The sequence below is a fragment of the Bradyrhizobium sp. BTAi1 genome, assembly GCF_000015165.1.
GTDB classification, from domain to species: Bacteria; Pseudomonadota; Alphaproteobacteria; order Rhizobiales; family Xanthobacteraceae; genus Bradyrhizobium; species Bradyrhizobium denitrificans.
On the sequence record NC_009485.1, the window covers coordinates 5235563 to 5247729 of the forward strand.

Annotated in this window: 10 protein-coding genes; 6 read left to right on the forward strand and 4 right to left on the reverse strand. The window is 64.4% G+C overall.

The window, feature by feature from the left end:
• Positions 1-51 precede the first annotated feature (51 nt).
• The gene (locus BBTA_RS23400) at positions 52-441 is read right to left on the reverse strand and encodes a Zn-ribbon domain-containing OB-fold protein (RefSeq protein ID WP_012044992.1); all 390 of its coding nucleotides are present in this window, start codon (positions 439-441) and stop codon (positions 52-54) included.
• On the reverse strand, positions 441-1589 hold the full coding sequence (locus BBTA_RS23405; RefSeq protein WP_012044993.1) for a thiolase domain-containing protein: 1149 nt from the start codon (positions 1587-1589) through the stop codon (positions 441-443). Before BBTA_RS23405 ends, BBTA_RS23400 begins: the two co-directional genes overlap by 1 nt.
• A gap of 1016 nt (positions 1590-2605) precedes the next feature.
• Between BBTA_RS23405 and BBTA_RS23410 the strand changes: the two genes are divergently transcribed.
• The 4 genes from BBTA_RS23410 (at position 2606) to BBTA_RS23425 (ending at position 6432) form a co-directional block, all read left to right on the forward strand.
• Entirely contained in the window at positions 2606-2920 is a 315-nt protein-coding gene (locus tag BBTA_RS23410) for a hypothetical protein (RefSeq protein WP_012044995.1), read from the forward strand.
• A 27-nt stretch (positions 2921-2947) separates the two neighbouring features.
• Positions 2948-3850, forward strand: a complete 903-nt coding sequence (locus BBTA_RS38490) for a papain-like cysteine protease family protein (RefSeq protein ID WP_012044996.1) — start codon at positions 2948-2950, stop codon at positions 3848-3850.
• Positions 3851-4311: 461 nt separating this feature from the next.
• On the forward strand, positions 4312-5364 hold the full coding sequence (locus BBTA_RS23420; RefSeq protein WP_012044997.1) for an alpha/beta fold hydrolase: 1053 nt from the start codon (positions 4312-4314) through the stop codon (positions 5362-5364).
• A gap of 90 nt (positions 5365-5454) precedes the next feature.
• On the forward strand, positions 5455-6432 hold the full coding sequence (locus tag BBTA_RS23425; protein WP_041751583.1) for a sensor histidine kinase: 978 nt from the start codon (positions 5455-5457) through the stop codon (positions 6430-6432).
• 136 nt (positions 6433-6568) lie between these two features.
• On the opposite strand, the gene BBTA_RS23430 is transcribed toward BBTA_RS23425, so the two are convergent.
• Entirely contained in the window at positions 6569-10060 is a 3492-nt protein-coding gene (locus BBTA_RS23430) for an indolepyruvate ferredoxin oxidoreductase family protein (protein WP_012044999.1), read from the reverse strand.
• A 317-nt stretch (positions 10061-10377) separates the two neighbouring features.
• The gene (locus BBTA_RS23435) at positions 10378-11022 is read right to left on the reverse strand and encodes a trimeric intracellular cation channel family protein (RefSeq protein ID WP_012045000.1); all 645 of its coding nucleotides are present in this window, start codon (positions 11020-11022) and stop codon (positions 10378-10380) included.
• Positions 11023-11163: 141 nt separating this feature from the next.
• On the opposite strand from BBTA_RS23435, the gene BBTA_RS23440 reads away from it, so the two are divergent.
• Positions 11164-11598: a hypothetical protein gene (locus BBTA_RS23440; protein WP_012045001.1), complete on the forward strand. Its 435-nt coding sequence runs from the start codon at positions 11164-11166 to the stop codon at positions 11596-11598.
• Positions 11599-11804: 206 nt separating this feature from the next.
• Positions 11805-12116: a hypothetical protein gene (locus BBTA_RS23445; protein ID WP_012045002.1), complete on the forward strand. Its 312-nt coding sequence runs from the start codon at positions 11805-11807 to the stop codon at positions 12114-12116.
• The last annotated feature ends 51 nt before the right edge of the window (positions 12117-12167 follow it).

Sequence of the window (12167 nt, forward strand, 5' to 3'; positions counted from 1 at the left end):
TTCGTCGCTTCGCTCCTCGCAATGACGCGGGGCTGCATCTCTTCTCCTCACCTACACCGGCGTGAAGAACGGCAGCGGGGCTCCGTCGGTCGGCTTGAACACCACCTTCACCTTCTGGCCGATCTTCAAGCTGTCGAGATCGCAATCGACGAAGTTGGTCTGCAGCGATGGTCCTTCCTTCAAGGTGACGTAACCGATCGCATACGGTCCTGTCGGCGACTTGCGCATGATCGAGAACGTGTAGATCTCCCCCTCGCCCGCGCTCTGCTCCCATACGGTCTGATCAGAGAAGCAGAACGGGCAGATCGAGCGCGGAAAGTAGTGCGCCTCGCCGCAGGCGGTGCAGCGCTTGATCAGGAACTTGCCCTCGGCGGCGGCATCCCAGAACGGCTTGGTCTCGGGATTGGTGATCGGGGCCGGCAGTTTCTTCGCTTCAGACATCACACGCGCTCCAGAATGCAGGTCGAGGCGGCGTGGCGCACGCCGAGCAGGCCACCGGTGCCGTGGGCAATGGCGAGGTCGCAGTTTTGCACCTGGACCTTCGGATGGGCTTCGCCGCGCAATTGGCGCACGGCCTCGATCACCTTGGTCATGCCGCCGCGATTGACCGGATGGTTGCTGCAGAGCCCGCCGCCATCGGTGTTGAACGGCAGCTTGCCGACGCCGGAGATGAGGTTGCCGTCGGCGACGAACTTGCCGCCCTCGCCTTTCTTGCAGAATCCGAGATCCTCGAGCTGCATCAAGACCGTGATGGTGAAGCTGTCATAGATCGAGGCGTATTTGATATCCTTGGGCGTCACGCCCGCCTCCGCGAAGGCGCGCGGGCCGGACCAGACGCCGGCCGAATAGGTCAGATCGAGATCCTTGCCGCCGCGCGGCCCCTTCATCGCCTCGCCATGGCCGATCAGCCGCACCAGCGGCTTCTTCAGGCTCTTGGCGATGTCGGGCGTGGTCACGATCAGCGCGCCGCCGCCATCGGTGACGACGCAGCAATCCATGCGATGCAGGGGATCGGAGATCATCGGCGAGTTGAGGACGTCCTCGACCGTGACAACCTCCTTGAGCATGGCATGCGGATTGTACTGCGCGTGATGCGAGGCAGCGACCTTGATCCAGGCGAGTTGCTCCGAGGTGGTGCCGTAATCGTGCATGTGGCGCATCGCACACATGCCATAGGCGTTGTGCGTGGTGGCGCCATAGGCCAGCTCGAAATCGGCCTCAGCGCCGGCGGCGCGCGGCGGCATCGGCCCGGTGCGCGGCTTGCCGGCGAGCGTGATCAGCGCAATCGAGCATTTGCCGGCTGCGATCGCTTCGGCCGCGTGCCCGACGTGAATGAGATAGGAGCAGCCGCCGGTCTCGGTGGAATCGATGTGCCGAACCTTCAGGCCCAGATAATCGACCATCGGCCAGGCGCCGCCCGGCGCATCGCCGGCGCAGAAATAGCCGTCGACATCCTTGGCGCTGAGCCCGGCATCCTCGAGCGCGCCCTTGGCCACTTCGGCATGCAGCTGCGCGGTCGATTTGTCGGGTGCGTGCCGGGTCGGATGCTCATAGATCCCGGCAATGTAGGCCTTGCCTTTGATGGTCAATTCCGTCTCCGCTTCCTGTCGTTTCGTCCCGAATGGTTGGAGATTTTTTGGACCCTCGCACGAGCCTTGGCAAGCGCGGAAAATATTCCGCGCGGTGGAGATGAGCCGTGGTCTTGCCCTTCTCCGCTGTCGTCCCAGGTCAAGCCCGGGACGACACCGGTGATGACGCGCGATCTTGCCCATATCGAACTACGCATGACCTCGCATTCCCGCGGCAGACACTGCCCGGGTCATGCTGCTCTCGCTCACCCTCATCAAGTCGGAGGGCGCAGGGAAGGCCAGGCGTCGGCTGACGCCTGCGGCCCGCCTGCTGAGAAAAAATGCAGGCGGCAGGTACCACAGGTGCAGCCGGAACAACCGGCCTTCCCTGCGCGACGGTCTTCACGCTTATACGCAGTCTGCCTGGTGCGCCGGCTTGTTGGCCACCATTCGCGACAATGCACTTCAGCGCACTGCGCGGGACACCAGCATCGGGGTGTCGGCACGCTGCGACTTCACGTCCACGCCCAGCCGTTCGTCCGCGCATCCGTGTAGGACACGCTGCGGCTCGATCGCGGCCATCGCTCCCCGCCTCGCGTGTCGTGACGATCGCGCGCAACGCCCCTTCCGAGTGAGGCGGGATGGGCGCAGTAGAACATGATTTCTGTTTTTCGTAAAGCGCCATCTGCCCGACGGGCCGTTGGCTGCGCGACGCGACGCTGGCGTCAGTCAAGACTGGGCCCCGCGCTCCGCCGGCATGCGACGACCCGAAGTTGCAGAAATGGCCGACGTGTCTTTCTTCATGAACCCAATCCGGGCTCAGCCCGACAACTTGAGGCAGGCTGCCATACGAGCCGCCGACAGCCAAGACCGATCGCCGAACGGTGTTCGACGATGCCGCATCGTGCATGCCAGCTGCGCGACCGTCGGATCGCTCAACGTCGAAAGTTCGAGCCCCGCCGCTCCGGCTCGATCTCATCTTCCGTTGCTGAAACACAGTTCCGGCCGATCACGTCATCTACCGACAGGAGAGAGCAATGCCGAGGACGATCCGCAAATTCTGGGGTCCGATGAAGGGCCGCGCGACGCTCAACTTCAACTGGCCACTTATCAACCACGATTCCGTCGTGCTGATCACGGCAGCCGAGTATCAGACGACAACGCCCCCCAGCAACGAGCACCGCTTCATCGGCGCCGCCAACATCACGGTCGAGAACATTGCCCCGCACGGACCACCCTTCGATCCCAACCATGGCGTGACCTTCGTGGTGAAGGTCGATTGGGGCAGCCCGCTGCCGATCGTCACCGACATCACCGTCCTCGATAATCCGCCCATCGAAGTGCAGCTGTAGTTTCTTGATCGAACCAGGAACAGGCACATGCCCCGTACGATTCGAAAATATTGGGGAGCGTTCCGTGGCCGCGAGACGCTCAATTTCAACTGGCCGGCGATCGACCACGACTCCGTCGTTCTGGTCACCGCCTCCGAATACAACGCCCAGCACGCCCGCTTCATCGGAGCGGCATCGATTACTGTATCGAACATCGCGCCTCACGGCCCGCCCTACGATCCGAACCACGGCGTCACTTTCGTGGTCAATGCCGACTGGGGCTCAGCCATCAACGTCGTCACCGACATCACCGTGCTCGACGCCAAGCCGCTGGAGGTCCAGACTTACCTGCCACCGCGACCTAACAATATGGGACTGCGCATGCAGTACCAGGAATCCAATGAGTGGTGCTGGATGGCCGTCGCGACCAGCATCAACCATTTCTATAATCCGGCAAGCACCTGGACGCAGTGCCAGATCATGACGGTGGTGGGGCATAACATCAACGGCTTCCCCTCCAACACGAGCGCATGCCCCAGCGCGCAGGTGCTCAGGGACCACCCGGCGCTCGCCAAGGCCCTCGCGAATCCCTACGACAAGGCAGTCGAGTTCATCCTCGACGACGCCGCCTATGGGATAGATCGCCGCTATCTGAAATCCGGCGGCGTGACCGATCCACTGAAGGTCACCGGCAATTTCGACAGCTATCACGGCGCCGACCTCAGCCTCCAGCAGATTGCGGCCCAGATCAATGCGGGCCGGCCGATCGCGGTCGACATCACCTGGCGTGACAACTCCGGCTCACACGTGGTGGCGATCGCCGGGGTGCTCGGGGACAGCCTGCTGATCCTCGACCCTGCCAATGGCGAATCCGTGGTCCGGTTCGGCGACTTCCCGGGGACCTACTTCAACGGCGCCAAGCTGGACGGCTACACGTTCACCAAACGATAGCGCGCCCAAGGTCGCAACGAGCGGCAGATAGGTCCGTGGCGTCCATCGATCGAGGACGTGCACTCATCGCACGTTCGATCGCATTGCTCCTGAGCAATGCGATCAGCACGACAATCCAGAGCTGCCCAAACTCTGGATTGCTTTGTCACGAAGTCCGCCCTCGAGGTTCGCCGATTGCGAGATCGGGGGATCCTCTCGATGCGGACGAACTGCCCTCGCAACACGGTCGATGTCGATGCAGTGATCAACCAGCTCAAACAGCGCAATTGAGCTTGCGAGTGTTGGCATCTCTCCTCCGTCCCGTGACCGAAATGTCCCGGACGTCACTCGGGTCACCCCGCGTCAGCTCAAATCGCGCAAGCGGCGTCACGGAACGAAGCGCGTGACCGGCCGTTGCCCCTGCGCTGCATCATTTCCCGGATCCTCCGGCTGTCATGCACGCCTTTCCATGAGGGCAGATCATGACCGCAGCCCGGACCACGGCACGTGCACTGGCAGCATCAACGCCGAGCCTCCTTGCCAGCCCAGTTCCATCCTTGAGGCCTCTGGCGCGTCGCGGCAAGTCGCTGTCCAAGACTCATCCCTTTCTGCTGGCAGCAGCAGCGACCACGGCCGCCTTGGTCGTCACCGCCCTGATCAATCGCCGGCTGGCCAAGTCCGCCGAACGGGCCAATCCGCCTGCCGGCCAGTTCATGGATGTCGACGGCGTCCGGCTGCATTATGTCGAGCGCGGCACCGGCATGCCGCTGGTGCTGCTGCATGGCAACGGCAGCATGATCCAGGACTTCGCCTCAAGCGGGCTGATCGACCTGGCTGCGCAGAACTACCGCGTGATCGCGTTCGATCGGCCGGGCTTCGGCCACAGCGACCGGCCGCGCAATGTCGTCTGGACGCCGACGGCGCAGGCCGGCTTGATCAAGAGCGCGCTCGACCGGTTGGGCGTGTCGGAGGCCTTCGTCCTCGGCCACTCCTGGGGCGCCTCCGTGGCGGTTGCGCTGGCCCTCGAACATCCCGCCATGGTCAAGGGCATGGTGCTCGCCTCCGGCTATTACTATCCGACCTTCCGTTCCGACGTGGTGGCAGGATCCGCTCCCGCCATTCCGCTGCTGGGCGACATTCTGCGCTACACGATCTCTCCCCTGATCAGCCGCATGATGTGGCCGCTGCTGATGGCCAAGCTGTTCGGTCCCCGGTCGGTGCCGGCCAAGTTTGCCGGTTTTCCGAAGGAACTGGCGGTCCGCCCGTCGCAGATCCGCGCCTCCGCCGCAGAAGCCGCCCTCATGATTCCCGATGCATTCCGCTTCAGGAAGGCCTACGGTGACTTGAAGATGCCGGTCGTGATCGTTGCCGGCGACCAGGACCGCCTGATCGATATCGACGCGCAATCCCGGCGTCTGCATCAGGCTATCAGCCACAGCACGTTTCGCCGGGTTCGCGGCGCTGGCCACATGGTTCATCAGACGGCGACCGAGGCCGTCATGTCCTCGATCGACGAGGTGGCCGCAGCGGCCTAGCCCGAAGGGCTGCCGCCGCACCGCGCGTCGCGGGCGCGGAGGCCGCGACGACAAGGGGGAGCGATTGTGATGCCCGCCGAGGGCGCGAGCATGCCAGTCTGGCACGAAAAGCATCTGCGCGCCGCAACCAAAGCGGCTGGCGTCGCCCTGTGGTCGTGGAACGTCGACACCGACGCCATCACGATGGATGAGCGTGCCTATGAGCTGTGGGAGGTGTCCAAAACCCACGGCCAGATCACGTTCGAGGTCCTGTCGCGGAACATCCATCCGGCCGATCTGGAGCGGGTGAGATCGGCGTTCTCCGCGACGCGATCCATCGTCGGCGCCTATGAGATCGATTTCCGCATTCTGGCTGATGGCGAGGTCCGCTGGATCTCAGCGCGCGGCCAAGGCGATGACGCCGACATCGCCGACCGGCTGATGTTCGGTATCTTCCTCGACGTGACCCAGCGCAAGCAGGCCGAAGAAGCCAACGAGCTGCTGGCAGGCGAGATGAGCCACCGGGTCAAGAACCTGCTGACGATCGCCACGGCACTGACGCAGATGACGTCGCGCACGGCGGCGACGAAGGAGGACATGGCCCATGATCTCGCCAGCCGGTTGATCGCGCTGGGCCGTGCGCAGGACCTGATCCATTCAAGGCCAGGCCGGACGAGCGCTGCGGCCCTGCTCGGCGATCTCGTCTCCGTGCTGCTTGCCCCTTACGACGAGAAAGGCGCCAGCGTCCGCATCCGCGTGTCGGTGCCCAAGATGAATGTCGGAGAACGCTCGAGCACGACATTGGCACTGGTCATCCACGAGCTCGCGACCAACTCGGCGAAATACGGCTCGCTGTCGGTCTCGAGCGGCACGCTGGACGTGTCGTGCAGCGCGCATGACGACGAAGTGGTGATCATGTGGACCGAGCGCGGCGGGCCGCCGAAGTCGGCCGACACCACCGAAGGCTTCGGCAGCAAACTGATCCATCGCAGCATGAGCGCCCAGCTCGGCGGCACCATCGCCTTCGACTGGTCCGCCGAAGGCCTCGTCGTGACGCTGCGCATGAGCCGGGAGCGGATGGCGAATTGATGCGTCTGGCGGGCTCGTGGCGCTTCGCTCATGCGGACGCCGACTCTCGGCGAGCGCAGCGAAGCGATCCAGGACGTCACGAGGACTCTGGATTGCTTCGTCGCTCCGCTCCTCGCAATGACGGAGAGGCCAAGCCCTACTCCGCCGCCATCTGCCGTGGCGCGGGCGGCGGGCTGGCGAGGTCGGCGGCGAGCTGGGCGTAGCGCGCCTTGGCGTCCTGCACCGCCTTCTCCTTGACCGGGCCGTAGCCGCGGATCTTGTCGGGCAGCGACAGGAATTCGGCCGCGATGTCGGCGTTGGCCGGCGACAGCAGGCTCAGCACGGTCGCGACGTCCTTCTCGTAGCCGGCGATCAGGTCGCGCTCCATCTTGCGCTCGGCGGAATAGCCGAAGATGTCGAGCGGCGTACCGCGCAGGCTCTTCAGCTTCGCCAGCAGCCGGAACATCTTCATCATGCCCGGGCCATAGCTTTTCTTCTTCGGACGACCCTGCGGGTCCAGGCCGGAATTGAAGATCGGCGGCGCCAGGTTGAAGGAGATCTTGTAATCCCCCTCGAAGGCGTCGTGCAGCTGCTTCTCGAAGGTGCCGTCTGAGAACAGCCGCGCCACCTCGTACTCGTCCTTGTAGGCGAGCAGTTTTGCGTAATTGATCGCGACCGCGCGCGGCAGCGCTTCGCCATAGCCACCCTTGTCGGCGGCGTCGCGAACCTGGTCGACCAGCTTGCGATAGCGCTTGGCGAGCCGTGCGTTCTGATACGCCGTGAGATAGGTCATGCGATGGGCGATGATCTCGTCCAGCGTCATGGCGTCGAGCGCTTTCGGCGGCACCGTCTCGTCCTGGCCGGTCATCATCGCGGCGACGCGCTCGGGATTGACGACCACCAGACGGCCGAGCCGGAACGCCTCGGTATTCATCTTCACCGCAACGCCATTGATCGCGATCGCCTTCTCGATCGCCTCGGCCGAGAGCGGCAGCAGGCCCTTCTGATAGGCGTAGCCCATCATCATCATGTTGGTGGCGATGGAATCGCCGAGCAGCGCCTCGGCTGGCTTGGTGAAATCGAAGAATGTGGAGTCCTTGCGCAGCGCGGTCTCGAGCAGGCTCGTCACCTTGCGGTTCTGAAAGTTGAAGTCGCGATTGAGCACAAAGTCGGCAGTCGGGATCAGATGGCTGTTGATCACGCCATGGGTGCGTTCGGCATCGCACAGCGTGATCGTCTCCTTGGCGCCGGCCACCACCTCATCGGCGGCGATGACGAGATCGGCGGTGCCGGTGACGATGCGCGAGCAGGTCACGTCGGCGGTGTTCTGCGACAGGCGGACGTGGCTCAGCACCGCGCCGCCCTTCTGCGCGAGGCCCGACATGTCGAGGATCATCGAAGCCTTGCCCTCGATGTGCGCGGCCATACCGAGCAGCGCACCGATGGTCAGCACGCCGGTGCCGCCGACACCGCCGACCGCGACGTTGTAGGGCCGGTCCAGCGACGGCTTGGTCAGCGGCTCCGGCATCTCGCCGATGTCGCCGAGCTCGGCCGGCGCGCGCGAGCGCGGCTTGCCGCCGTCGATGGTGACGAAGGATGGGCAGAAGCCCTTCACGCAGGAATAGTCCTTGTTGCAGGAGGACTGATTGATGACGCGCTTGCGGCCAAGCTCGGTCTCCAGCGGCTCGACCGAGATGCAGTTCGACTGCACCGAGCAGTCCCCGCAGCCTTCGCAGACGGCCGGGTTGATGAACACGCGGCGCTGCGGATCCTCCATCGTGCCGCGCTTGCGGCGGCGGCGCTTCTCGGCCGCACAGGTCTGCACGAACACGATGGCCGAGGCGCCCTTGGTCTGGCGCAGCGTCTTCATGACGTTCTCGAGCTCGTCGCGATGCGCTGTTTTGACGCCCGGCGCGATGCTGTCCGCCGGATAAGCGTCGGGATTCTCCGAGACCAAATAGATCTCGCGGATGCCCTCGGCGTGCAGCTGGAAGGTGATCTGCTGCGGCGACAGGTCGCCGTCATGGCGCTGGCCGCCGGTCATCGCGACCGCGTCGTTGTAGAGGATCTTGTAGGTGATGTTGGCCTTGGAGGCGATCGCCTGGCGGATCGCGAGGCTGCCGGAATGGAAATAGGTGCCGTCGCCGAGATTGGCGAAGATGTGGCTCTCGTTCGTGAACGGCGCGATACCGACCCACGGCACGCCTTCGCCGCCCATATGGGTGAAGGTCTCGGTGTTGCGGTTCATCCACAACGACATGAAGTGACAGCCGATGCCGGCCAGCGCGCGGCTACCCTCGGGCACCTTGGTCGAGGTGTTGTGCGGACAGCCGGAACAAAAATACGGCGTGCGCGCGACCGGCGACACCAGTTGCATCTGCGACGCGTCGCGGCCGTTGAACCAGTCGGCCTTGGCGCGCAGCATGGCCTTGATCTCGGGGTTGAGATCGAGGCGGAGAAGACGCTCGGTCAGCGACGTGGCGAGCGAGGCGACGGAGAGCTCGGTGGCGAACGGCAGGAAACGCTTGTCGTGCTCGTCCATCTTGCCGACGATGCGGGGACGGACGTCGTCGCGCCAGTTGAACAGCTCCTGCTTGACCTGGTTCTCGACGATCTCGCGGCGCTCCTCGACGATGAAGATTTCCTCGAGGCCGACCGCGAACTGCCGCACTCCCTCCGGCTCCAGCGGCCAGGGCATGCCGATCTTGTAGAGCCTGAGCCCAATCTTGGCGGCAACCTCCTCGGTGATACCGAGCTCGCGCAGCGCCTGGCGGATGTCCTCATAGCTCTTGCCCGACGCCATGATGCCGTAGCGGGCGTTCGGGCTATCCATCGTGACGCGGTTGACCTTGTTCGCGCGGGCGAAGGCGATCGCGGCAAAGCCCTTGTAGTCCTGTAGCCGGCGGTCCTGGTCGAAGCGGTCGTCGGGCCAGCGCAAATTGAGGCCACCCGGCGGCATCTCGAAATCGGTGGGAATGACGAAGGGTGTCATCTCGTCGTTGAGGTTGATCTCGGCGGTGGTCTCGACCGTCTCGGTGATCACCTTCATGCCGACCCAGCAGCCGGAATAGCGCGACATCGCAATGCCGAGCAGGCCCATCTCGATCATCTCATGGATCGACGACGGGTAGAGGTAGGGCATCAACGCCGACATGAAGGCATGGTCGGACTGATGCGGCACGGTCGAGGACTTGGCGCCGTGGTCGTCGCCGGCGAGGCACAGCACGCCACCGTTCTTGGCGGAGCCGGCGGCGTTGCCATGCCGGAACACGTCGCCGCAGCGGTCGACGCCCGGGCCCTTGCCGTACCAGATGCCGACCACGCCGTCATATTTGCCGCCGGGCGACAGATGCAGCTGCTGCGAGCCCCAGATCGCGGTGGCCGCGAGGTCCTCGTTCACACCCGGCTGGAACTTGATGTTGTACTGCTCGAGATGCTTGCGGGCCGAGAACAGCTGCTGATCGTAGCCGCCGAGCGGCGAGCCGCGATAACCGGAGATGAAGCCCGCAGTGTTGAGCCCGGCAGCGCGGTCGCGCCGGATCTGGGCCATCGGCAGCCGCACCAGGGCCTGGATGCCGGTCAGGAAAATATGGCCGGTATCAGCGGTGTATTTCTGGTCGAGATTGATCTCGCTCTCGTTGATGCCCATTCCGCCCTCTTGCCGTGCTTTATCAGGGTGCGCGGATGCCGCCGCCGGCGGAAGCGCGCGTTCTGCCAATCATTTATGTCGGCTTTTGCAGAATGCGCATTACAAATCTCGCGGACGCAGGGCAGCCAACCGAAATCGCAATTTCGTGGCGGGCGGTGCCACGGCTTTTGCGCTTTCTGTCGAAAACCACGGCCCGGACGAAATGGGATGATGCGCGCCATCGCTTTCCGGCCACCGGCGGACGGTTACCGAACCGTTTCAGCGCGGTGATTCCTGCGCCGCCCCGTTGTGCAACGCGAGATAATGGCTGCCGAGCCTCAGCGCTGCTCCTCGCCGGTGAAGACGAAGCGCGGCATGTTCCATTTGTAACGGATCGCGAGCAACCGAAACGCCAGCCCGAACGCAAAGCTCAGCGCCGTCAGGATGCCGCCTGCGAGTCCGAGGGAGAGCCCGCCCGCGTAAAGCAGGCCCGTCAGCAACGACACGCTGGCATAGAGCTCCGCGCGAAACAGCAGCGGCACGTCGTTGCACAGGATGTCGCGCAGCACCCCGCCCGCGCAGCCCGTGATCATGCCGGCGACGATGACGATGCCGATCGGTACGTTCATCTGCCAGGCGATGTCGCAGCCGGCAATGGTGAAGACGACCAGGCCGATCGCGTCGAGGACAAGGAAGGCCATCGTCAGCCGATGCACCAGACGCGCCATTGCGATGGTGACAAAGGGGGCCAACACGGTCAGCAGCAGCAACGACGGCCGCTCGACCCAGGCGAGCGGATAATGTCCCAGTAATACGTCGCGCAAGGTGCCGCCGCCGAGCGCAGTGATCGCGCCGAGCAGGCAGACGCCCATCCAGTCCATGCTGCGACGACCGGCCGCCAGCGCCGCCGTCATCGCCTGTGCGGCCAGCGCCAGCCACGACAACAGATGCAGCACGCTATCGGCCGGCGGCAGGTTCCACATCGACAAGCTCCAAGAATCGCAAAGCGCGCGCAAGGAACCTTAGCGCGCAGCATGCGGCAGGCCAGCACGGGTTTTCGCAAGGTTTCGCGGAACGGACCCGGGGAGCCGCTGGTTGTCGAGGCACATCAAGAGGAGGATCACATGGCCAATGAACGGCTACCGAATGAGCGTTATCCTGATGGCATGAATCGCCCGGACATGGCGGGCCGGCCCGCCGGAGCGGATCTGCCTGGAGCCGATATCACCGGCGCCGGCGTGACGGGTCCGGAGTATGAGCGTGCAGCGCGCATGGACAGCCGGCTGCAGCCGGATCCTGAACTGACCGAAGGCCGGTCGTCGACCGGCCGCATCGCGGCCTATGCCCTGGGCATCGCCATCCTGCTCGGCGCCGTGTTCTATGGCCTGAACAACATGTCAATGCGTAACGACCAGGCGAGCACCGCGCCGGCATCCCAATCGGCCTCGACCAGCAATGGCGGTGCCTCGAACAGTTCGCCGGGCGTCACGACCGGCGCAGCGGGTGACCGGACGACTCCGCCGCCAGCGCCGGCCGGCCAGACCAACAGCGGCAAGTAATCTCGCGGGCGGCCCTTAGCCGCCGGCCAACTGGGCGACGGGTGTCAAGCCACCCGCCGCCCTCTTTTCCATGTCATCCCGTTCGGCAAGTTCCTTCCGATCCGAACCAACTAAAAGAACAGCTAGCAAGGATGAGGTGGAACGATCGGCAGCCACACCGATTGGCTCTGCGTCACCAGACTGGATTTGAACCGAGGAGGCATGTGATGAAGGCTCTCGCTCTCGCCGCCGCAGCAGGCACGCTCGTGATGACCGCCGCGTCCGCTGCTCCCGTCACTCCCGACGTTTCGATGCTTCCGCACAGGGAGATCCACAACGTCCGGATGATCTGCAATGAGGACGGCCGTTGCTGGCGCGAACGTCGCGAACGCCGCGTCATCATTCAGGACGAGGACCGCGATTCCTACGGCTATGCACCGCGCGAACGCTATATCGAGCGGCGCAGCTATGAGGACCGCGGCGGCATCGGCATTCGCGCCCCCGGCGTGAGCGTCGGTATCGGAACGGACCGCTATTAGCACAACGCCACTACGCGACGAACGGCAGACAGCGGGCGATGCTTCGCCCGC